The following is a 22531-nucleotide window of genomic DNA, read 5'->3' as shown; positions in this document are numbered from 1 at the left end:
CCCCCTCCTATTTTCGATCTTCATTTAATACTTGAGCAATATGTTTTACCTCAATTGGATAACCATTACGAGTTAAACGTCCTTTTATATTCATTAAGCAGCTACAATCCATCCCAATTAACACTTCCGCACCGGTTTCCATAATATGCTTTACTTTTTCATCAACCATTTGCTCAGAGATTTCTGGCATTTTCACCGAGAATGTCCCTCCAAATCCGCAGCAATCATAATTATGCGGCAATGAAACAACTTCCAGTCCCTTTACACATTTCAATAATTTTTGCGGCGGTTCCTTAATCCCCATTAATCGGCTCATATGACAAGATGTATGAACCGTTGCTTTTTTATGAAGCTCCGCACCTAAGTCTTCTTTCCCTAATACTTCAACAAGAAATTGTGTGAATTCATATGTTTTATTTCCAAGTTCAGTAGCTTTTTTCTTCCACTCTGCTTCACTTTCAGAAAATAAGCTAGAAAACTCGTGAACCATCATAGCGCAAGAGCCCGATGGTGCCACAACATATTCTGAACTAGCAAAGGCTTCAATCATATGTTTTGCAGCTGTTTTTGTTTCTTTCACATACCCGCTATTATAAGCAGGTTGTCCGCAGCAAGTTTGACTTTTAGGAAAATCAACTTCACACCCTAAATCTTCAAGAATTTCCACAACATCTCTTCCTACTTCTGGATAAAAGATATCTGCAACACAAGTAATAAATATTGATACTTTCATATTTGCACCCCTAAATACAGTAAAGTAACTTCATATACAAATCTGCCTTATTTGTATATTATTGGTAAAAAAATAAAAAATATGAATAAAAATATAAAAAAAGTGATTGAGAACTATCTCAATCACTAAATGCCAAAGTCGGAACAAACAACGTTCTTGCTTCTGCAAGTGTGTCAACGAGCGAACTTTGATACTGTCTCTTCTTTGAGATGTGTATGAGCCAATCCCGAAATATCGTATATTGATATATCTTGGTGTGAAGAAGGGATATGTGTCAGGACGTGGAATATAGAAGTATCTATGCGATGAAGGGAGTTTTGCATCTTGAAGAAACAAATCGGCATGATTGTATCTGCATTCACTTGTGTATCCATCCTTTTAAGCGGTTGTGGAACAACAAAAACCAACGAAACTCCGAAAACAGAAACGGTACAAACGACAAAGGATGTAAGGGAATTGGTTTGGAACTCGTTATCGCAAGCAGAGAAAGATGAAGTAGATGGCAGTTGGAAAGATGCCAAAGTCAGCAAGGTAATAGCGGATACAACCAAATATCAACTCGATGATGCGTCATTCAAAGGAAAAGAAGTAACACTCGTTACCATTCCGTCTAAACAGCGAGAGTTGTTAGGCGATGTAAATAGACTCGTGGACGAACCATCAGGTAAGGTCGTAGGAAGTTCGATGAGGAAGTAGGAACGAAGAGGGGGAAAGCCCCTCTTTGTTTTTGCATCAAAAGCAACAATATCTACGAAAACAGCCAAAATAATAAATAGAAAAGCCTCCTAAATTACCCATTTAAGAGGCTTTCTTTTTTGATAAAACAAATTAATTTCTATTAAGCAATCGCATACGATAACAATTCATCGTTACTTCCCCAAGTCTTTGCAGTAATTGATAATTCGCATACGCTCCGACCGGGGCACCGATGATTGGGACGAGCTGAAGCATTTTTGCTAAATCGATATAGTCTCGGTATTCTGTTTGGAACTTTTCCCAGTCCATATGGTTTTCTTCTTCTGTATCCCACGTTTCAATTGCTTTCCATATTTCTTTTCTATAATCATCACTCGAAAAAGCAAGTTGGAAAACGTGAAGGATAAAGAGGCGCTCTTCTTTATTACTCGTATCAAATCCGTACAATGTTGCTGCATCAAATAAAAATTTTATTTTAATGGTAAGTAGAAGCGGAAAATCAGCAAGGCCGAGGAGAATACCACCTGCTCCTGTTCCGGCCCCTTCTGCCGCTGCTATTTTTTTGTACTCATCCATTTTTTTACGTACTTCATCGTCTCTTCTTTGCAGTGACCAGTTCGTTTCTTTTAGCTTCGGTTTTATGAAGTTTGATCCAGCACTAATTGTTTGCACCATCATCCGGATCGTTTCTGTTAGTACCTTTTGTACTTTCGCGGGTACTAGTTGTTGCACTTTCACCTGCACTTTTTTAGAGAACCGTGTCATCATAGAAGAATCTTTCATGAATGTAGCTTTCCACTGCTCCAATTCTTTTATAACCTTCTCTTCATATGTAATCATAGGTTCATTCCTTTCAGTTTAAACGCTCAATGCGTTTCGCACCGTATTGATAAACGAAACCAATACTAAATAATATGCTTACGACAAATAAAATGCCGGTCATTATGAATTCCTTCGTCGCAAGTGCAAATACAATTGTAAACACAACGCTACCGATGATGAGAATCGCATTTAATAAAGTAAGAAAATCGTTCTTCTTCTCATCTCCCCCTACTGGATATAAATCAAGCCAAATTTTCATGCGATGATGTTTCCAAAGGGTTAAGAGCTGATAACCGATTAAGTATAAGAAAACAAGGCTTACGATAAATCGCCCATATAAAAATGGAATAAAGTAAAGAATGACTCCTCCAAGAGCGAGTAAGCGCATATATAATCCAAAATAGTTACCTGATCTTAAAAATGTTCTCGTATATAAGTATAAATATGTACGTTTCTCACCAATCATCGAAAGAATGAAATCAAGCCATTTTCGGCGTGATACTCTCTCTTTTAACGCTGGTACATCGACGAACATATTCGCAATGCGGTACAGCAGCATCATTTTTTTACCTTCTTCAGAAATTAAATACTCCCAGTTCAGCGGCTTTCCCTTCACCTTTTGATGCATAACAGCAAGGTATAGCGCCATTAAAAAGACAATTACACCGGTAAAAATGACTGAAGTACGTTCTACAAGGAAATACACAAATAAGCCGTTTAAGATAAAACGAATGAACCAATCTGCTTTTTGAACGCTTTGATCTGTTAAAAATGATTTTTCCCACGCTACGAATAAATTCCACGCCTTTACAATGACAAACGCGATTACAATCCATATGTACACCGCTCCTGTTTGTTTCATTTGCTGGAAATATAACGGGGCAAGCGCAGCTGCTACCATTGCGATTATGTATAACTGAATCATAAACGTAAAGAGAAATGCCTTCGTAAAATAGGGCTTTAACTTTTCTTCAACTGGCAGTAAATAAACGAGGTCTGCTTCTTTTAATAACGTTTGGATTGATCCAGCTGTTAATACGATACCAAGTAAGACTGCCATAACAATCGCTGTCGGAAACGAAGGTGTTAACGTTTGTAACCATTGCTGGTAATAATACGCTCCTGCGCCGATGATAAATACGAAAATAAATTTCAAATGATCATTAAATACGTATTTACTATATGTACGAACTTCTTTTAGAAAGTGCCGAAATCGTTCTTTCCATAACGCTGTGCTATTCATAATCTTCTTCCTTTGTTAATGCAATGTAAATATCATCTAACGTTGCACCAGGCATATTAAACTCGGATTGAAGTTCAGATAATGTTCCCATCGCTCTCACTTCACCTTGATGCAAAATAATGAATGAATCACAATAGCGCTCTGCTGTCGCTAAAATATGTGTACTCATTAAGATGCCCGCACCACTCTTTTTCATTTGATCCATCATTTGAAGCAGCGATTGAATCGCTAACGGATCAAGACCAACGAAAGGTTCGTCCACAATGTAAAGAGATGGTTCCACTAAAAATGCACTCATAATCATCACTTTTTGTTTCATCCCTTTTGAAAAATGAGACGGAAACCATTTCAAGCGATTTTTCATGCGAAATTCTTGTAATAGTTGTCCTACACGTTCTTCGTACTGTTTTTCATCTACACCGTACGCCATCGCTGTTAATTTCAAATGCTCTTCTAACGTTAGCTCATCATATAATACTGGCGTTTCTGGAATGAAGGAGAAACTAGAACGGTACGCTGTCATATCATCACGAATTGTTTTCCCGTTAATTGTGACAGTTCCTTTTTTCGGCTCCATTAAACCGATGATATGTTTAATTGTCGTACTTTTCCCAGCTCCATTTAAACCGATTAAGCCGACAAGTTCGCCTTTATTAACAGAGAACGAAACATTTTGCAGTACAGGTCGTTTCGTATATCCTCCTGTAACATTTTCTACACGCAATAACTCGCTCATACGACACCACTTTCTTCATTAGTATTCATTCTATATTCATCTTACCAAAAATGGCGCTGTACCACATAGTATCGATGTCTTAAAAAAAATTTAAATTTCTTGGCATATATTTTTACGAAAGCGGACATCATAATTAGTGAAGAAGGAACACATTGAAAAAGCAACCACCAATTGATGAGTACAACAACATAGTGAAGTCATCATGAAATGGGGTGTCCAAGTTGGACAATGAAATTTACACATAACCAGATAATTTGTTTCATTTTCGAAACGGGGTGTCTCCGAAAGAGCATATACTGTTTTAAAAAATAAACAATTTCATTTTAAAAAAGATTGCAATTCATTTCACTTGAAAATGGGGTGTCTACGGCAGAAACTTTAGCCGATTTACCGTGCATTTCTTATATAAATGAGGTGTCTGCGAACCGTAAATTATAAAAAATGCTTTTTCAATCCCTCTTCAGAAAACAGGAAGCTGAGTCAGCTTCCTGTTTTTCGTGTTTGTTCTCCTATGTAATTATGGTAAAATACGGCTAAGGCTATTTGAAAGGATGAGATCGATGAATCATACAGCGGACAATTGTATTTTTTGTAAAATCATTGACGGGCAAATCCCTTGCTCAAAAGTATACGAAGATGAACATGTACTCGCATTTTTAGATATTAGTCAAGTAACAAAAGGACATACTCTTGTTATTCCGAAAGTACACAAACAAGACATTTTTGCGTTAACGCCAGAAATCGCATCACATATTTTTGCGGTCGTTCCAAAAATCGCAAATGCAATGAAAGCAGAATTTAATCCAGTTGGCTTTAACTTACTTAACAATAACGGCGAGAAAGCTGGACAAACTGTGTTCCACTTCCACCTTCATTTAATTCCACGCTACGGTGAAAACGATGGTTTCGGTGCTGTTTGGAAATCACATCAAAATGAATACACAATGGAAAATCTACAAAACATCGCAAACACAATTGCAAATAGTGTGAAATAGTGCCACTATAATAAGAAGTAATACATAACAAGCCGATTCCTCTGGCATTTATTGTATAGCTTGTTTCTTCACAAAAAATGCCGGGGATATGTTTTTTTGTGCATAGCATGTACAAGAGAGAAAAGCTCCCTTGTCTTAAAGATATGCACATTTTTATACATCATGAATACGAACGAAAAATAAGGAGGTTTCCTTTTATGTCAAAAGCTAAATCCTTTATTACAGGTGTACTTTGCGGCGGAGCAGTTGCTGGACTAGCCGTTCTTTTCTCAACTCCTTCTTCTGGCAAAGCTATGCGCGGTAAGCTGAAAGAAAAAGGAACTGATATTAAAAAGACATTAGCTGATATTACGGCTGATACAAAGTTATTAAAGCGTCAAATCGTTGAAACTGCTTCAGAAGGTAAAGAAGTATTCCAAGAACTAAAAGACGATATGCATGACACTCTTTCTAACTGGAAACAAGATATTTCTCAAAACAAACGACATATTGAAAAAGAAATTTTAGACATTCAAAAGTCGATTGAGAAACTACAAGAAGCCGTTCCAGAAAAAGCGTAAACATATTCCTGCTTAGTTTTTTGCATATAACAAATATTTTTCATACGAATTGACCTTAACACGGCATATCACATAGATATGCCGTGTTTTTATGCATTTACAATATATGTTATCCCTTAACATGTAAAGACAACACATGTATTCTTGACTCATAAAACGCTTCCATAGTTATGCATGATTTGTATAGAATGTTGTTTTTCCGAAAAATTTTCACAATTCTCACAAAAAGACTTTATTAATTTTTATTTTACTGGCATAATAGATAATAATGAAAAAAGAATGTTAAAGTGGGTGAGTAAATGAAAAGTGGAGAAAAAAATTACTCGGTAAAAGAAGCGATGATTTTCAGCCAACGTATTGCTCAATTATCGAAAGCGTTATGGAAATGCGTAGAGAAAGATTGGCAACAATGGATTAAACCTTACGATTTAAACATTAACGAGCATCATATTTTATCAATCGCTTATCATTTAAAAGGGGCTTCTATTTCTGAGATTGCTAAGTTTGGAGTTATGCACGTATCAACGGCATTTAACTTCTCTAAAAAGCTAGAAGAACGCGGCTATCTTGTATTCTCTAAAAAAGAAGATGATAAACGAAATACGTACATTGAAATTACAGACAAAGGGGAAGAATTACTACTTCGCTTAATGGAGGAGTATGATCCTGAAAATAATTCTGTGTTTAATGGGGCACTTGAACTTCGTAATTTTTACGGTAAGTTCCCAGAAAATATCGAACTTATTGCGATCCTTCGCAATATTTACGGACAGGACTTCATCGATATTTTTGAGAAATCATTAGAGAATATTGAGGAGAACTTTACGGAGACCGATCAAAAATTAGTTAAGAAATAATCTATTTATCCTTTCGCAATCATGCGTAAGAATTCATTCATAAGTGGCACAAATAAGTCCTGTTTTGCTAGCGCTTCCGCAGTTTCGTGTACTTCGAGCTGATGTGGAAGCGCTTTTTCAAATTGATCTAATAGCGCATCGAACAAAAGCAGGCCTTCTGCTTTCTCCACTACATATTGTTCGTTCAGCTTTTCACAAAGTTTTAGTATACGTTCAATGTCTTTTTTACGAGCTTTTTTCTTTATGATTAAAGAATAAAATGGACACTTTTCTTCATCAATCATTTTAAATAGTAGGTCTACGTAGTATTCAGCTTGTTCTAGTCTTCTTACAACGTCCATTTTCTCCCTCGCTTCCTAACACAAAGTCTTCTATTTCTGAATTTTGTAACACGAACAAAATATCGTATGATACAATATATAAAGTATATGTATTTTAGCCAAAAGGAGGTCTCGCCTCATGACTCTTATAACCGTTGTTTTTGTCGCATTCGCACTTCTTGTTATATTTTACACGAATTTCATGACACATACACTGTGTGAGCGAAAACAAATAGCTGCGAGCCGCCAGCCCGGTGTCTTTCGAGTTATTAATGTATGTATTACCATTCTATTAATTTCTAGTTATATAGAAATTATATTTCATGGAAAGTGAGGAAGGAAAGCCCCTTCCTCATTTTTTTCCTCTATAAGCAAATTATACCTACTATAACCAATAAAATAAACAGTACAAGTAATAAAATAAGTTTTGAATTCATCCCCCATCCCCTCCTATTTTCTGTATATGCAGCATGCGCCCAATATGGTACCCTTTCAAAATCTGACACAAACTGGTTAAAATTTCTTTATCAATAGGAAAACCCGTCGAAATATGATATATTAAATTTTGTACATATTGCTTATACTATGAAATAAACGACACGCATCTAAACTTTATCCCAAAGCCGCGGTAAGCCCTGTTAAGCGTGCTTTTACATATAAAAAAAGCAAAGACATCAGTGAGACTTAATCGGGCTCTCATGAACGAAAATAACCTATCATAAGGCAGTTCTTCATTAGGTGGGATAAATTAAAAATACATAATAGTAGGAGTGTTTATTGAATGAAGAAAGCTATGCTTGCCTTAGCCGCAACAAGTGTAATCGCATTATCAGCATGTGGAACATCATCATCATCAGACAAAATTGTTACATCTAAAGCTGGTGACATTACAAAAGAAGAGTTCTACACTCAAATGAAGACACAAGCTGGTAAACAAGTACTAAATAACATGGTTATGGAAAAAGTACTTATCAAAAACTACAAAGTCGATGAAAAAGATGTAGACAAAAAGTTCGATGAAATGAAAAAGCAAGTCGGTGACCAATTCGATACACTAATGAAACAACAAGGCCTTAAAGAAGAAACAGTCAAAAATGGTGTTCGCGCTTCATTAGCTCAAGAAAAAGCTATTGAAAAAACAATCACTGATAAAGAACTAAAAGAAAACTACAAGCCTGAAATTAAAGCAAGCCACATTCTTGTAAAAGATGAAGCTACTGCGAAAAAGGTTAAAGAAGAGCTTGGACAAGGTAAATCTTTCGAAGATTTAGCGAAACAATACTCTGAAGATACTGGTTCAAAAGAAAAAGGCGGAGACCTTGGCTACTTTACAGCTGGTAAAATGGTTAAAGAATTCGAAGATGCTGCTTATAAAATGAAGAAAGATGAAGTAAGCGAACCTGTAAAATCACAATTCGGTTACCACATCATTAAAGTAACAGATATTAAAGAACAAAAACCATTTGATGAAGTAAAAGGCGACATCAAAAAAGACCTTGTTCAAAAGAAATCACAAGATGCTCAATTTATGAACGATCTTATGATGAAAGAAATCAAAAAAGCTGACGTAAAAGTTGACGACAAAGATTTGAAAGATCTTTTCGAAGAGCCAAAAGCTGACGCTAAAAAAGACGAAAAGAAATAATGAAGTGAAAAAAGCTTGGGAATATCCCAAGCTTTTTTATTTTGTAGTAGTTTTTTTGCCGATAAATCGATATACTCCCCCACCTTACTCCATTCAACACAAAAAAACCTTGATTCGCGCAGAACGAAATCAAGGTTTATCTCATTATCATTGATTAAATTAAAAAACTATGTTAAATTAGTACAGAAACGCATTCATTAAAAACAAAAGAATGTATTTATCCGTATCTTAATTTTACACCAAAACACATCTTCAGTCAACCTCTATTTTCACTTTTAAAGGAGTGCTTACGTATGAACAAAAAACTTGATCAAGAGCAAAAACGATTGGATACCGTAATAGAAACAATTACGGAGCAAATTGATAAACTGGAAAGCGAAACTGGCAGACGCCGAGCAGAAGTAATCAACATCCGTAAACACTTCTGGGATGATGTGAAAGTTAATACTGATACTTTTGACGATTATCTTGAAACAGTTATCAACTTAAGACAACAAGCTCAGTCACTAGCCGTAACACAAATCACCCATAAGCACACCTTCAACCGGCTTGCCGCACTAAGGCGTATGCATAAAGCACCTTACTTCGGACGAATCGATTTCAAAGAAGAAGGAGAATCAGGCGCAGAACAAATTTATATCGGGGTGGCTACACTTACCGATGCAAGCGGAGAAAACTTTCTTATATACGATTGGCGCGCACCAATTTCTAGTGTTTACTACGATTATCCACCAGGACCTGCTGAGTACAGTACACCAGGAGGCGTAATCCGCGGTAATGTGGAGAAAAAGTTACAATATATTATTCAAAATGGCGAGATTGATTCCATGTTCGATACGAGTCTCACAATTGGAGATGAAATACTGCAACAAGCGCTCGGAAAAGGTACGAACAAACATATGCAAAGCATCGTTGCTACTATTCAGCGCGAGCAAAATGAAATTATAAGGCACGATAAAGGGCGACTACTTATCGTTCAAGGAGCTGCTGGCAGCGGGAAAACATCAGCTGCCCTGCAGCGAATCGCCTATTTACTATATAAATATCGCGAATGGCTAAAAGCAGATCAAATCATTCTCTTCTCCCCTAACTCTATGTTCAACAGTTACGTATCTAACGTACTACCAGAACTCGGCGAAGAGAATATGCAGCAAGTGACATTCCAGGAATATTTAAACCATAGACTAAGTAAGTCATTTGACGTTGAAGATCCTTATGAGCAACTAGAATATATGCTAACTGAAACGAATAGCCCTGCCTATAAAACTAGAAATGCGAGCATTCGCTTTAAAGCATCTACTCAATTTTTTGAGATGATTAAAACCTACAGACAATCACTCGAATCATCTGGCATGTTATTTAGAGGAATGAAATTTAGAGGAAAAGCCATTGTCTCAGCTAAAGAAATTGCGGAAATCTTTTACAATACTGATAGCTCCCTCCGCTTCCATAGTCGAATTGAGAAGTTAACGGATTGGCTAAACAAACAAATAGATGCACTCGAAAAAACAGAACTGAAAAAGCCGTGGGTAGAAGAAGAAATTGAATTACTTAGTAAAGATGAATATCAAAAAGCTTATAATTACTTACAGAAAAAAGGAGAGTTTGGCGACGACTCCTTTACTGATTATGAGAAAGAAACGAAAGTACTCGGACGAATGATTGTCCGCAAAAAGTTAAAACCGTTGCGCAAAGGCGTTCAAACGCTACGTTTTATCAATTTCACAGGAATATATAAACAGCTCTTCACAGATGCATCATGGGTTACTGAAGAAAAACAGAAAGAATGGGACGATATTTGCTCACTAACGGTGAACACGCTCGATGAAGGCAAGTTATATTACGAGGATGCGACCCCATTTTTACTTTTAAAAGAATTAATTGAAGGATTCCAAACGAACAGATCCATTAAACATGTACTCGTAGACGAAGCACAAGATTATTCTCCGTTTCAGTTCGAGTTTTTAAAGCGTCTCTTCCCTGCCGCAAAAATGACCGTACTTGGAGACTTCAACCAAGCGATATTCGCTCACGCTAGTGAAACAGTTGATTTCCATACACTTACTAGCTTATACGGGCCTGATGAAACAAACGGCATCAACTTAACTCGTAGCTATCGCTCAACAAAACCGATCATTGAATTTACACGTGATCTCGTACCTGAAGGAAAGAACATTAACGCCTTTGAACGTGACGGTGAGAAACCTACAGTGACTACAGTTTCTGATCACAGTGAACTGCATAATTGTATCACTTCCAAAGTCGCTGAATTACAAGAACAACAGCACAATACGATCGCAATTATATGTAAATCCGCAGCTGAAAGCGCCGCTGCATACGAGGCACTCAGTCATATCGAAAATATTAAACTTGTGAAAAGTAACTCAGCCGAGTATGAGCAAGGTATTGTCGTTATCCCTGCTTACTTAGCGAAAGGTATCGAATTTGATGCCGTTATTATTTACGATACTTCTAAAGATGTGTACAGTGATGAGAGCCTTCGTAGACTGTTCTACACTGCTTGTACACGCGCAATGCATGAGTTGCATATGTATAGCATCGGTGAGGTTAGTCCTTTTGTACTTGGGGCTGATTCGGAAAGTTTTAAATGTATAACGAAAACACCTTGATTTTTATCAAGGTGTTTTTCTCATTCTAAATGACATATCTTTACGTCGATATACACTCAGCACGATTCCCATTAATAGCGCATGAAATAAAGTTGGCGTTAATCCATAACTAATAAAAGGCAATGATATAGAAGCAATCGGCAATAAGCCTAGAATCATGCCAACGTTATAAATGAACTGGACTACAAAAAGAGTCATTCCTCCAACGAGAAGCAATTTACCATACCGATCATTTATTTTATAAAATATGACCACTAACCTTGCTACAAAAAGAGAAAGAATCAATACAAGGATTAACGCAAGCACATATCCATAATAGTAAGTCAAACTTGCAAACACAAAATCAGTATCCGGAGCAGGGATGAACTTTGTATCTCCAGATGTACCAAACCAACCTGCTGACGACATTACCTCTTTTAAACGTACATACATAAACCCTGCGCCCCCTGCATCACGCTCTGGGTTTAAATATCCTAAAAATCTATCCAAATGATATCCTTTTACTGCGGACCAGGAAAAGAATACTCTTATACTCAATAAACAAATTGGTACAATTGTAATAATCAATGCTTTTTTCTTTCCTAACTTACTCCACCAAAGCATAACAAATATCATCGTGATATAGATAAAAATTGTTGAAAGAGTTGATACAATGAAGAATAAATACAAAGAAAATAAATACAAAACCACAAGATGCATGACCTTTATCCTACTATTATTAAAAAAAGAAGCCCAAGATAGAAAAAAGAACGGTACTGCCATTAAACAGTCAATTGCAATGGGACCAATTTTTATTAACGGTTCGCCAGCCATCGAAGCGTTTGGAAAACAGTATAGTATTAATAGGATGAGTACTCCGATTGTATAAAAGAGCCATCCCATTCTCTCTAATTTCCGGTAATCAATCAGCATCATCCCAAGGGCTGTTACAACACCGAGAATAACAAATATCACTTTATTCATTATTACATCATTCGTATATCCAAAAGCTAAAACTGGCAAAAAGCCTAGCCCCATAGCAGCCACTAACAAAATAATTAAGAACCAATCAACCTTTGGCTTATGAAGTTTATTAAGTTCTTGCCCTAGTTTAATTGGACTTCCCATTTGTTCCACAGCTTTATTTTCAGCAACTTCCTCACTTAACCCTTTTTCTATCCACGTGTTCTTCGCCTGCTTCAAGTGAAAATCTAGTTCAGTTGCCACAAAGCTCTTTGCTTCTTTTGATTTAATATGATTGGTAACTTCGCTTAAAAAACGCTCCCCTTTTTTATTCAATTCCGCCTCACTCCTGTACTAAGCCTTTTAATATAAACCGTGCCTTTGTAGAATTTTTTTCTGCCTTGCGTAGCATCTTTCTTCCCTTATCATTCAATTGATAATATTTAGCTCCTGAATGATCCCAACTTGATTGGATAAAACGATTCTGTTCCAATCGATGTAATACGGTGTATAAAAAACCTTCATTTCCTTCGAATTTTTGAATCCCTCTCCCCCGCAATAGCTGCGCCAGTTCGTACCCTGTTTTTTCATTCATGAGAAGTTGTAAAACCGCTACAGAGATGTCTTCTTCATTTTCGTGTGATTGATTGATTTTTTCACGCACCTGCTTCCGATGCTGATCAGAAAAACTCAAATGTTTAAAAGTTGTGTTCTCCATTGATTTTCGCAAGCCTTTTAATCGATCTTCCATTTGATTATTCCTCCAATCCTTTCTTCAATAGTTCCTTAGCTCTTTTCAGTCTTGTTTTTATCGTATTTTCATTCATTTCTATGACCATAGCAATATCTCTAATTGGTAATTCCTCATAATAAAATAGGTAAATGACCTCTCGATATTTGATCGGTAAATTCATTACTGCAGAAGCCAGCCTACGGTCTTCTGCATTTTGAATGACAGTTTGTTCAACACTTTCTTTTTGACTCCCAATATACGTAAATTCATCCTCTGTAACGATTACCTTTTTGTTATACCAACTTTTTATATAGTCTTTACAATGATTAATGGCAATTCTCCACAACCACGTTTTTACATTTGATTTCCCTTTGTATGTATGAAGAGATTTATAACATTTAACAAATATATCTTGCGTTAAATCCTCCGCAACCTCTTTATTATTCACATATGAATAAACAAGCTGTAAGATCTCCTGTCCATACTTGTTCATTATTTCGTCGATAAGGTCCTCCTTATCTTCTATTTCAAATGCTTCTACCGTTAATTCATCCACATCATTTCCTCCTTCCCATTTATTAGACGACGCACTCTATGGAAAAGTTTTATAAAGTGAAACTTTAATCAGTGGGGGTTTTGTTCATCCCCCACTGATTATTAGTTGAACCAATCGGGCATTTACGGGCAGTTGATCTCCCACCTGAATTTTGAGTTTGGAGTTTTACTGCCCGTTAATGCGGGATAAATTCATAAAAAATACGGTTGGTAATGTCCATACCGTTTTTTGAAACCTTAATTTTTCTTTACCTATTGTCCCCTCGCACTAACGCTCTGTTTAAAGACAGGAATTTTTAGATAAACCAAAATAACAAGCAAAAAATCCCTTCAAATTTTGAAGGGACTTTTTAGTATATAGAGATTAGCTTAAACCCAAGATAACATCTCTTGAAAGGGGGCATTTTTATGTTATTCAGGTTTATTGAGGAGCTTTCGTTTGAAGCAACTTTAACCCCATACCAATAAAAATCATTCCTGTTACCTTATTTAGAATCATTCCTACCTTTTGATTTCCTCTTAATTTTTTTGTGACATATGAAGAGAAATAAGCAACAAATAAACACCACAATAGTCCAGTTACTGTAAAAGTAAGTCCTAAAATGATAAAAGGCATAGGACCTGAAGCCTTTGTATCTATAAATTGCGGAAGAAACGCAATAAAGAATAAAGAGACTTTTGGATTCGTAAGACTTGTTAAAAGTCCTTGTAAATAGATCTTTTTAATGTTCAATTTATTGGATGAAGCTTGGAAAGCTACATTTGTCTTATCAAGTATCATTTTAATCCCTAAATATACAAGATAAATAACACCTATAACCTTAATGATGTTAAATAACACAATGGATTTTGTAAGTATAATAGATAAACCAAAAGCAACCAATAACGTATGAACTAAAGAACCAGTAATAATACCAAAAACAGAATACACACCTGCTTTTCTACCTTGTGAAATACTTCTCCCCACAATATACATGGTGTCCGCGCCAGGGATTAGATTTAATAAAATCCCTGTTAGTAAAAACACTTCATAATTAATAATACCGTACATTCTAGCACCTCTATCCATTTTTTTGGTGCCCTTATTGATATTAAAGTAACTAAAAGAAAAAGAAAAGTATTTTCTTTTTCTTCAAGAAAATCAGTGACTTTTTGATTTCCAACCAATAACACTGATTATGTGAATAGAAAATTCCTTCATTACTTCTGAAGGGACTTTTAAATGTTTTGCGAGACTTTTTATGTTAGCGAAAAGTACTTTCATGTACAGAAAACACCTTTTCAGTCTACAACTATTTTTTAACAGTCTAATACTTTTTTCTATAGTCTAAAACATTTTTTTAATAAGACAGGTGTGGCTATCATCTCTTCCATTTCGCAAAAAGGGGGAGGTGATATAATGATCGCGATGTTTGTCCCGCATTAACGGGCAGTAAGACTCCCACCTCAAAATCCGGCTGCATAGTATAGAAGTTAGGCGAGAGATCAACTGCCTGTAAAAGCCCGATTGGTGCAGGCTAATAATCAAATTAGTGTATGGTATCCTAACCGGAACTGGCGTTGTCATCGGTAGAAGATACGTCGGTCCGTGGCTAATTTCTGTATACAAAAAAGCGAGAACCACCCTGCTTCGTGGAAAAGGTAAGGGCGGTTCTCGGCTAAAACGTTAATGTAATTGTCTTATAACCGCACCTACTACCACCACAATAGCAAGTTAGGTTACAAAAGGCAGAAGTTTCTCAGGCTTCTGTCTTCTTTATTTTATGCAAAATTCATACGAAATACTCTATCATTATAGTAACACGTTATATTTATTTGTAGTCAAAATAAAAACCACCTAAAGGCTCCCCTTCAGGTGGTTCTCTATTTTACGCTAACGCAGCTGCCTGTTCTTGTTGATCGACAGGAATTACAGCGTCTCTTAATGCTTTTTCTAGTTCAGCTGTGTATTTCATTTGCTCTTCTTTGCTCCAGCCTAGTTTTGCAGCCATGTAGTTGATTACTGCTTCTTTCCACTCATATACCCAGTGGATGTTGAAGAATACAGCGCCTCTGCGGCGTATGAAGAAGTCAACTGGTTTCGCTGTCATTTCGTAGTCCATCGCATATACAAGCGGGATTAGAACATCTAATGGCATGTTGTATTCTTTTGCTTCGCCTTTATGCTTTTTCGCTAAGTCGAACAGTACGTCAACGTTAGAGCCGTAGAATTTCGCGAATTCTTCCGCTTGCGCTGTTGTTAAACCGTATTTCGTACCTTCGCCTGCTTTTTTCGCGATAAATGCCGGGAAACCGTGTGAACCACTTACATGCCCACCAGAGATTGGCATATGTTTCGTATCGCTCTTCGGATATGCACTATGTCCTTCTTTTTGTAATAGATTCGTTACGTAATCTACTACCATTTCAGCCATTTTACGGTATCCTGTTAATTTACCGCCAGCGATTGTAATTAAACCAGATTCAGAAGTCCAAATTTCATCTTTACGAGAAATTTCAGATGCATTCTTACCTTCTTCATAAATTAACGGACGTACACCAGCCCAGCTTGACTCCACATCTTTTTCTGTAATTTTCACACTTGGGAACATGTAGTTAATCGCATTAATGATGTATGTGCGATCTTCTGTTGTCATGTGTGGTACAGCTGCGTCTTTATCATAAAACGTATCTGTTGTACCTACGTACGTTTTTCCTCCGCGAGGAATCGCGAACACCATACGTTTATCTGGTGTATCAAAGTAAATTGCTTGCCCTAATGGGAAACGTTTTTGATCAATTACTAAATGCACACCTTTTGATAATTGAAGTACTTTCCCTTTTTTAGAGTTATCTTTTTCACGAAGTGTATCTACCCAAGGACCAGCTGCGTTTACAATTTTTTTACCGTAAACTTCGTATACTTCTCCGTCTAGTAAATCGATTACACGTACACCGCATACTTTTCCATCTTTATATAAGAAACTGTCTACTTTTGCGTAGTTAACAGCTTTTGCGCCATGTTCAATCGCTTCTTTCATTACTTCAATTGTAAGACGCGCATCGTCTGTACGATATTCTACGTAGTAACCGCCGCCTTTTAATCCTTCTTGTTTTACAAGAGGCTCTTTATTTAGCGTTTCTTCACGGCTAAACATCTTTCTGCGCTCGCTTCGTTTTACACCTGCTAAGAAGTCGTATACACGAAGACCAATTGATGTACTAAATGACCCGAACGTGCCGCCTGTATGGAACGGAAGTAACATCCACTCTGGTGTTGTTACATGGGGACCGTTCTCATATACGATCGCACGCTCTTTCCCCACCTCTGCTACCATTTTCACTTCAAGTTGTTTTAAATAACGTAAACCACCGTGTACAAGTTTCGTTGAACGACTTGATGTACCTGCTGCAAAGTCCTGCATTTCAAACACAATTGTTGATAAACCGCGTGTTGCCCCATCTAATGCAATACCAGAACCAGTAATACCTCCACCAATTACGATCACATCTAACTCTTGTTTATTTACTCCGTTTAATACGTCTTTACGTTGTTTACTTGAAAATTTCATGGTAATTCCTCCCTTTGATAACGAAAAAAGAGACCACGAACTCCACTATAGATTTCGCCTCTATAGCGTGTTGTGGTCTCTCCAAATCTCCTACCGAATTATTAACTTGTCATCATTATAACACTGTTTATGATTATTTGAAAGCTTTAGTTGCTTCAATTGCCTTTTTCCATCCAGCATATAGCTCTTCGCTTGTTTCCGCTTCCATTGCTGGTGTAAAGCGTTTATCCATATGCCACTGCGATTTAATTTCGTCTTGGTTTTTCCAATATCCAACCGCAAGACCAGCTAAATATGCTGCACCTAAAGCTGTCGTTTCATTGATTACTGGACGCTCTACAGGAACGTCTAACATATCGCTTTGGAACTGCATTAAGAAGTTATTCTTAACTGCCCCGCCATCAACGCGTAATGTATTCAGTTCAATACCTGAATCTGCTTCCATTGCGCATAGTACATCTTTCGTTTGGTATGCTAAAGACTCTAGCGTCGCACGAATGAAATGCTCCTTCGTCGTACCGCGCGTTACACCAAACATAGCGCCGCGTACTTCACTATCCCAGTACGGTGTACCTAGTCCTACGAATGCCGGTACTATGTATACACCTTCAGTTGATTCAACACGGCTAGCGTACACTTCACTTTCACTCGCATCTTTAAACATACGCATTCCGTCACGTAACCACTGAATTGCAGAACCTGCTACGAAAATACTTCCTTCTAATGCGTAATTTACTTTACCATCTAAACCCCATGCAATTGTTGTTAATAGGCCATGCTCAGAAGCAACTGCTTTTTCGCCCGTGTTCATTAACATGAAGCAACCCGTTCCGTAAGTGTTCTTCGCCATACCTTCACCGAAACAAGCTTGTCCAAATAATGCTGCTTGCTGGTCACCAGCTATACCTGCAATCGGTACATTTTGGCCGAAGAAGTGGTAATCAATTGTTTCTCCATATATTTCAGATGATTGACGTACTTCTGGAAGCATGCTCTTTGGTACTGTTAACATGTCTAGAAGTTTATCATCCCACTGTAAATCATGAATGTTAAACATTAATGTGCGTGATGCATTCGAGTAGTCTGTTACGTGCGCTTTACCACCAGACAATTTCCATACAAGCCATGTATCAATTGTTCCGAATAATAGCTCGCCGTTTTCCGCTTTTTCTCTTGCACCTTCAACGTTATCTAAAATCCATTTTACTTTCGTACCAGAGAAGTATGCGTCAATTAAAAGACCTGTTTTTTCGCGAACCATATCGCTATAACCTTTTTCTTTTAACTCCTCACAAATTTCAACTGTTTGACGAGATTGCCATACGATTGCGTTATAAATTGGTTTTCCAGTTGTTTTATCCCATACAACCGCTGTTTCACGTTGGTTCGTAATACCGATACCAGCGATTTGCTCTGGTTTTACATCCGCTTCGCTTAAGCAAGTTGCAATAACTGCTAAAATAGATCCCCAAATTTCTTGTGCATTATGCTCTACCCAGCCCGGCTTTGGAAAATGTTGTGTAAACTCTTTTTGAGCTGAATGAACGATTTTTCCTTCTTTATTGAAAAGAATTGCGCGTGAGCTTGTTGTTCCTTGGTCTAATGAAAGAATATATTTTTTCATATCGGTTTCCCCCTATGCTACTTTTCTACTATTTGTAGTACTTCCACTTTTTTTACTTGTCATATACGAGATTGCTAGTACAATCACAGTTGCAATAATCACATAAATAAGTGCTGAATTTTGTTTCCCATCAAATACAACTTGATGGAATAAACCTGCAAGTGATCCACCTAGAATCGGACCAACTACTGGAATCCATGCATACTTCCAATTTGAACCGCCCTTTCCTGCAATCGGAAGGAAGAAGTGTGCAATACGCGGACCTAAATCACGAGCTGGGTTGATTGCGTATCCTGTTGTTCCACCTAATGATAAACCAATACTTACAATTAAGAAACCTACGATAAATGGATTTAATCCATCTGCAAATTTATTTGCTCCAATTGCTAATATACCAAATACTAAAACGAATGTTCCAATCATTTCACTTAAAAGGTTTGCAAATGTGTTCGGAATTGCTGGACCTGTTGCAAATACACCTAACTTTGTTCCTGGATCTTCTGTTTCTTTCCAGTGTGGTAAGTAGTGTAAATATACGATAACTGCCCCGATAATTGCCCCAATCATTTGTGCTGCGATATACATAGGTACATCACTCCATGGAAACGCTCCCTTAAAAGCAAGTCCTATTGTTAAAGCCGGATTCAAATGTGCCCCACTAATTGATCCAACTGCATACGCTGCCATAGCAACCGCTAGACCCCAACCCATTGTAATTACAATCCAACCAGAATCTTTCGCAAACGATTTCTTTAAACTTACACCAGCACAAACGCCGCCACCAAGTACGATTAACAACGCTGTCCCTATTAATTCCCCTAAAAATGCTGACATAAAATCCCTCCACAATCAATTTAAATGCTTTCGAAAAGTGATAGAGGTAAAATGAATGGCCATTCGTTTTTTTTTCAAAAGAAAAAGATCCACAGCTTACATGCTTCTATATAATATATATAGAAACAATAAAATGTGGATCTCTTCTTTTCTCCGTCACGTTTATTAACTTGTCTATAATGTTAACCCCTAATGAAAGCGGTGTCAACAGAATTTTTTCACATTTTCGTCACTTTTTTTGGTAATGTTTCCACAATTCTTTTTTCGATGTCGTAATTGCTGTCGCACCAGCATTTAAAGCTCTTTCAACGTCTTCTACAGTTCGAATGAAGCCACCTGCTAAAATTGGTACACCTGTACGCTCTTTCACTTCAGCGATCACACCCGTTAATGCACCAGGAAGCACCTCTATATAATCCGGTTTCGTCTTTTCTAGCAAATTACAGCTCTTTTCCATCGCGCTAGAATCAATTAAAAAGATGCGTTGAATGGAGACGACACCTTTTTGCTTCGCCTTCATAATTACGCTCGCCTTTGTTGACAATAACCCGTACGGTTTATATTCCTGACATAAAAACTCCGTCGCATGCCCATCACTTTGTAATCCATGGATCAAATCAACATGTAAAAACACCTTTTTACTATGCTGCTTCGCAAGTGACACAACACTCTTCAATTGACCGACATGAATATCTAAAATAACAATATACTCATACGAACTATGTAATAGCTTTTCCAAATCTTTAATTTGTCTCACTGCCGGCAAAATCTTTTGCTCATGAAATTCCATTCTAAATGTCCCCTTCTTTATATCATCCTATCCTTTATAGTACACAATTTGAATAGAAAGAACAGCTAGTGTGGGGAATTTCTTTCGAATCTTTCCTTTACCTATATATTTTCTTCAACTTATCAGAAACCGTACCACCTATAACCATTAATATGACGGGTAAAAAATTCATTACATATGGCGCGTCTGCTACAATTGTAATGCTTGCCCCTGCAAACTTATTTAACATCCATACAACGATTTTTGTAATAAATAAAAATACGCCCATCATAAAGAGACTGTCGAAAAACACCTTCCATTTTGGATACGCTAATTGCCTACTATCCTCAATTACTTTTTGCGTCAACTCGTCATCACTCCTCAGCAACTCATCAATTGTAATACCAAACAGATCGCTTAAATGAATAATAATTTCAATGCTCGGATAGTTCTTTCCCGTCTCCCATTTCGAAACAGATTGCCTACTTACATGAATTTTTTCAGCCAAATCATTTTGTGACCAATTTCGTTTTTCTCGTTCTTCTTTTAGACGTTCACTAAAAATCATACTGTGTTTATCACCTCTCTACGTCTAGTATGGTCAAATAAATGATGAAGAGTAAAGCGAGTTATCGTTGCGTAACCTACGCAACTTGTGCGTTACAGCTTAAAACGGCGCTATTTAATATGTAGCTTTCATATACTATGCTCCGATAATAATTTCCCGAACAATAATATAAATAACGGATCCGAGTAAAGACAGGATTAGACATAAAAAATACGCCATCCCTTCCTATCATTCTCCAGAAAGAATAACGCATATATCCATATTTACCCCTCCGCTTTCGGATTATATGAAAACCCCGGATATTTCACAACAGGCCACTTTTGCTTACGTAGGGAATCCAGCAATTGCGGGCTAACATGCACATTACTTTCCACTATTTCTTTAGGAGTCAATGCCATCCATTGATTTAACGATACATCTTCAAAAAGGTTACTTTTGAACATTTCTAAAAACCATAATGCTTCATCACCTGTATTTTGAATATAGTGTCCCGTCGCAAACGGTACATATCCGACATCGCCAGCTCTATAATCAAATGTACGAGCTATACCATTTCCAAGAAACACAGTCATTCTTCCTTGCCCTGTCAAATAATATTGCCACTCATCGTTGTTAGGATGCCAATGAAGTTCTCTCATTCCACCAGGCTCAATCTCAACGAGTGCTGCTGCAATTGTTTTTGAAATAGGAAAATTTGTGGAGTCTACAATTCGGACGCTACCACCAGGAGTCTTAATCGGATTTTGTTTTAACAGTTCATGTTTAAACGTTAAAGGAACTTCTCCTTTTGGTGACTGAACTTCCTGACTTTCAAGCGAACCCGGTACCTTCCCTTGATAAATATAAACTTGATCTGAAGGGATAGAATTAAAAGCACTCTCAGGTACTCCGAAGTTAGCCGACAATACTTCTTTTGGCGTATGCGCAAACCAATCAGAAATAGCTAAAGTAGATAAATCAGAAAAATGTCCATCATCGAAAACGAGTAGAAATTCACAATGTTCCAACCCTTGAATGGAATGCGGGATACCAGGCGGGAAATACCAAAGGTCACCCGGACCAACATCAGCAATAAAATTCCGTCCATTTTGATCAACTGCAGTTATTCGTGCCCGTCCTAAAAGCATATACGCCCACTCTGCTTCTTTATGCCAATGAAGTTCTCGTACTCCTCCGGCCGTTAAACTCATATTCACTCCAGCAATTGTAGTCGAAACCGGCAGTTCCCTAACCGTAATCTCCCGAGACCACCCGCCTTGTTTCAAAATCATAGAAGTATCTGAGAATGAAAACTTCAAGTTAGGAACTAACCCTGCATCCGTTATAGGCGGAACGAGCATATTCGGATTTTGAATATCCCGCATAATATTACGTGGTCCAGAATCAATCGCACCTGCTCCATCGCTGCGGATTGGTTGTGGTACACTCCCTCCCGCTTCATTAACAGTACGTTTTTTCATCATAACGCCCCTTTTTCATCCGATTATTAAGTAAAAGGCCTCCATCATAGTGTATGAATTGGGCTTTGGATGGTTACAGTGACTATTGATTTGAACCGTAAAAAAGAATCGTCTACTATTGTTTTTTTTAGAAAGTCGATATTCCTCGTCAAATCGTTGATATAAATTTCATATACTATGTTGCTTCCCCATGCCCATTAAGCTAAGGTATTGAAATAACCCAAAATAAAAATTTGATATCTCTACGATTATCTATGA

22 protein-coding genes are annotated in these 22531 nt (G+C 37.2%); 7 read left to right on the top strand and 15 right to left on the bottom strand.

Translation table 11 applies throughout. The annotated features are described in order from the left end of the window. Positions 1–7 precede the first annotated feature (7 nt). Positions 8–733 (bottom strand): (Fe-S)-binding protein, encoded by a 726-nt coding sequence (locus FT637_RS06215; protein WP_193645565.1) that lies wholly within the window; start codon positions 731–733, stop codon positions 8–10. A 456-nt stretch (positions 734–1189) separates the two neighbouring features. Between FT637_RS06215 and FT637_RS29815 the strand changes: the two genes are divergently transcribed. Further along, on the top strand, positions 1190–1429 hold the full coding sequence (locus tag FT637_RS29815) for a hypothetical protein (RefSeq protein WP_227493715.1): 240 nt from the start codon (positions 1190–1192) through the stop codon (positions 1427–1429). Positions 1430–1561: 132 nt separating this feature from the next. On the opposite strand, the gene ecsC is transcribed toward FT637_RS29815, so the two are convergent. From ecsC to ecsA, 3 genes are read right to left on the bottom strand one after another with little or no spacing between them, the layout of a single operon-like run. After that, positions 1562–2269 carry an ecs operon protein EcsC gene (gene ecsC, locus FT637_RS06205; RefSeq protein ID WP_193645563.1) on the bottom strand — a complete coding sequence of 236 codons (708 nt, stop codon included), beginning with the start codon at positions 2267–2269 and terminating at the stop codon, positions 1562–1564. Between the two features lie 13 nt (positions 2270–2282). Continuing rightward, positions 2283–3494, bottom strand: a complete 1212-nt coding sequence (locus FT637_RS06200; RefSeq protein WP_193645562.1) for an ABC transporter permease — start codon at positions 3492–3494, stop codon at positions 2283–2285. After that, positions 3487–4230, bottom strand: coding sequence for an ABC transporter ATP-binding protein EcsA (gene ecsA / locus FT637_RS06195; RefSeq protein ID WP_193645561.1), 744 nt, complete (start codon positions 4228–4230; stop codon positions 3487–3489). The genes FT637_RS06200 and ecsA overlap by 8 nt, the downstream gene beginning before the upstream one ends. A 560-nt stretch (positions 4231–4790) precedes the next feature. Between ecsA and FT637_RS06190 the strand changes: the two genes are divergently transcribed. From FT637_RS06190 to FT637_RS06180, 3 genes are all read left to right on the top strand, one after another. Next, positions 4791–5225, top strand: a complete 435-nt coding sequence (locus tag FT637_RS06190; RefSeq protein ID WP_193645560.1) for an HIT family protein — start codon at positions 4791–4793, stop codon at positions 5223–5225. A 197-nt stretch (positions 5226–5422) separates the two neighbouring features. Beyond that, positions 5423–5785, top strand: a complete 363-nt coding sequence (locus FT637_RS06185; RefSeq protein ID WP_002011120.1) for a YtxH domain-containing protein — start codon at positions 5423–5425, stop codon at positions 5783–5785. Between the two features lie 299 nt (positions 5786–6084). Then, the gene (locus tag FT637_RS06180) at positions 6085–6642 is read left to right on the top strand and encodes an HTH-type transcriptional regulator Hpr (protein WP_002011118.1); all 558 of its coding nucleotides are present in this window, start codon (positions 6085–6087) and stop codon (positions 6640–6642) included. Between the two features lie 5 nt (positions 6643–6647). Here FT637_RS06180 and FT637_RS06175 read toward each other — a convergent pair whose 3' ends face one another. Beyond that, on the bottom strand, positions 6648–6983 hold the full coding sequence (locus FT637_RS06175; protein ID WP_193645559.1) for a DUF1878 family protein: 336 nt from the start codon (positions 6981–6983) through the stop codon (positions 6648–6650). A gap of 118 nt (positions 6984–7101) precedes the next feature. Between FT637_RS06175 and FT637_RS06170 the strand changes: the two genes are divergently transcribed. The 3 genes from FT637_RS06170 (at position 7102) to helD (ending at position 11237) form a co-directional block, all read left to right on the top strand. Next, positions 7102–7296, top strand: a complete 195-nt coding sequence (locus tag FT637_RS06170; RefSeq protein ID WP_000172690.1) for a hypothetical protein — start codon at positions 7102–7104, stop codon at positions 7294–7296. A gap of 447 nt (positions 7297–7743) precedes the next feature. Next, complete coding sequence (gene prsA, locus FT637_RS06165; protein WP_193645558.1) at positions 7744–8607, top strand: peptidylprolyl isomerase PrsA; 864 nt, start codon at positions 7744–7746, stop codon at positions 8605–8607. A 293-nt stretch (positions 8608–8900) separates the two neighbouring features. After that, a complete protein-coding gene (gene helD, locus FT637_RS06160; RefSeq protein WP_193645557.1) occupies positions 8901–11237 on the top strand; it encodes an RNA polymerase recycling motor HelD in 2337 nt (778 codons plus the stop codon). Positions 11238–11243: 6 nt separating this feature from the next. On the opposite strand, the gene FT637_RS06155 is transcribed toward helD, so the two are convergent. From FT637_RS06155 to FT637_RS06110, 10 genes are all read right to left on the bottom strand, one after another. After that, entirely contained in the window at positions 11244–12515 is a 1272-nt protein-coding gene (locus FT637_RS06155; protein ID WP_193645556.1) for an FtsW/RodA/SpoVE family cell cycle protein, read from the bottom strand. A gap of 7 nt (positions 12516–12522) precedes the next feature. Further along, positions 12523–12930, bottom strand: a complete 408-nt coding sequence (locus FT637_RS06150) for a PadR family transcriptional regulator (RefSeq protein WP_193645555.1) — start codon at positions 12928–12930, stop codon at positions 12523–12525. A gap of 4 nt (positions 12931–12934) precedes the next feature. Then, positions 12935–13468 (bottom strand): sigma-70 family RNA polymerase sigma factor, encoded by a 534-nt coding sequence (locus tag FT637_RS06145; RefSeq protein WP_193645554.1) that lies wholly within the window; start codon positions 13466–13468, stop codon positions 12935–12937. Positions 13469–13888: 420 nt separating this feature from the next. Continuing rightward, positions 13889–14518, bottom strand: a complete 630-nt coding sequence (locus FT637_RS06140; RefSeq protein WP_193646225.1) for a LysE family translocator — start codon at positions 14516–14518, stop codon at positions 13889–13891. Between the two features lie 817 nt (positions 14519–15335). Next, the gene (glpD, locus tag FT637_RS06135) at positions 15336–17018 is read right to left on the bottom strand and encodes an aerobic glycerol-3-phosphate dehydrogenase (RefSeq protein ID WP_193645553.1); all 1683 of its coding nucleotides are present in this window, start codon (positions 17016–17018) and stop codon (positions 15336–15338) included. A gap of 133 nt (positions 17019–17151) precedes the next feature. Further along, positions 17152–18642, bottom strand: a complete 1491-nt coding sequence (gene glpK, locus FT637_RS06130) for a glycerol kinase GlpK (protein WP_193645552.1) — start codon at positions 18640–18642, stop codon at positions 17152–17154. Positions 18643–18654: 12 nt separating this feature from the next. Continuing rightward, positions 18655–19476: a glycerol uptake facilitator protein GlpF gene (gene glpF / locus FT637_RS06125; protein WP_193645551.1), complete on the bottom strand. Its 822-nt coding sequence runs from the start codon at positions 19474–19476 to the stop codon at positions 18655–18657. Between the two features lie 229 nt (positions 19477–19705). Continuing rightward, positions 19706–20266, bottom strand: coding sequence for a glycerol uptake operon antiterminator GlpP (gene glpP, locus FT637_RS06120; protein ID WP_044444073.1), 561 nt, complete (start codon positions 20264–20266; stop codon positions 19706–19708). A 97-nt stretch (positions 20267–20363) separates the two neighbouring features. Continuing rightward, complete coding sequence (locus FT637_RS06115) at positions 20364–20813, bottom strand: helix-turn-helix domain-containing protein (RefSeq protein ID WP_193645550.1); 450 nt, start codon at positions 20811–20813, stop codon at positions 20364–20366. 263 nt (positions 20814–21076) lie between these two features. After that, positions 21077–22273, bottom strand: a complete 1197-nt coding sequence (locus tag FT637_RS06110) for an oxalate decarboxylase family bicupin (RefSeq protein ID WP_193645549.1) — start codon at positions 22271–22273, stop codon at positions 21077–21079. Positions 22274–22531: the final 258 nt, after the last annotated feature.

Source organism: Bacillus cereus, assembly GCF_015071065.1.
Lineage (GTDB): Bacteria > Bacillota > Bacilli > Bacillales > Bacillaceae_G > Bacillus_A > Bacillus_A cereus_BA.
The sequence above is the reverse complement of the archived record's forward strand: the minus strand, read 5'-3'. Positions and strand labels throughout refer to the sequence as shown.

Coding starts and splice junctions, on each gene's coding strand:
- FT637_RS06215 (WP_193645565.1), bottom strand. CDS start 733: ATGAAAGTATCAATATTTATTACTTGTGTTGCAGATATCTTTTATCCA.
- ecsC (WP_193645563.1), bottom strand. CDS start 2,269: ATGATTACATATGAAGAGAAGGTTATAAAAGAATTGGAGCAGTGGAAA.
- FT637_RS06200 (WP_193645562.1), bottom strand. CDS start 3,494: ATGAATAGCACAGCGTTATGGAAAGAACGATTTCGGCACTTTCTAAAA.
- ecsA (WP_193645561.1), bottom strand. CDS start 4,230: ATGAGCGAGTTATTGCGTGTAGAAAATGTTACAGGAGGATATACGAAA.
- FT637_RS06190 (WP_193645560.1), top strand. CDS start 4,791: ATGAATCATACAGCGGACAATTGTATTTTTTGTAAAATCATTGACGGG.
- FT637_RS06185 (WP_002011120.1), top strand. CDS start 5,423: ATGTCAAAAGCTAAATCCTTTATTACAGGTGTACTTTGCGGCGGAGCA.
- FT637_RS06180 (WP_002011118.1), top strand. CDS start 6,085: ATGAAAAGTGGAGAAAAAAATTACTCGGTAAAAGAAGCGATGATTTTC.
- FT637_RS06175 (WP_193645559.1), bottom strand. CDS start 6,983: ATGGACGTTGTAAGAAGACTAGAACAAGCTGAATACTACGTAGACCTA.
- FT637_RS06170 (WP_000172690.1), top strand. CDS start 7,102: ATGACTCTTATAACCGTTGTTTTTGTCGCATTCGCACTTCTTGTTATA.
- prsA (WP_193645558.1), top strand. CDS start 7,744: ATGAAGAAAGCTATGCTTGCCTTAGCCGCAACAAGTGTAATCGCATTA.
- helD (WP_193645557.1), top strand. CDS start 8,901: ATGAACAAAAAACTTGATCAAGAGCAAAAACGATTGGATACCGTAATA.
- FT637_RS06150 (WP_193645555.1), bottom strand. CDS start 12,930: ATGGAAGATCGATTAAAAGGCTTGCGAAAATCAATGGAGAACACAACT.
- FT637_RS06140 (WP_193646225.1), bottom strand. CDS start 14,518: ATGTACGGTATTATTAATTATGAAGTGTTTTTACTAACAGGGATTTTA.
- glpD (WP_193645553.1), bottom strand. CDS start 17,018: ATGAAATTTTCAAGTAAACAACGTAAAGACGTATTAAACGGAGTAAAT.
- glpK (WP_193645552.1), bottom strand. CDS start 18,642: ATGAAAAAATATATTCTTTCATTAGACCAAGGAACAACAAGCTCACGC.
- glpF (WP_193645551.1), bottom strand. CDS start 19,476: ATGTCAGCATTTTTAGGGGAATTAATAGGGACAGCGTTGTTAATCGTA.
- glpP (WP_044444073.1), bottom strand. CDS start 20,266: ATGGAATTTCATGAGCAAAAGATTTTGCCGGCAGTGAGACAAATTAAA.
- FT637_RS06115 (WP_193645550.1), bottom strand. CDS start 20,813: ATGATTTTTAGTGAACGTCTAAAAGAAGAACGAGAAAAACGAAATTGG.
- FT637_RS06110 (WP_193645549.1), bottom strand. CDS start 22,273: ATGAAAAAACGTACTGTTAATGAAGCGGGAGGGAGTGTACCACAACCA.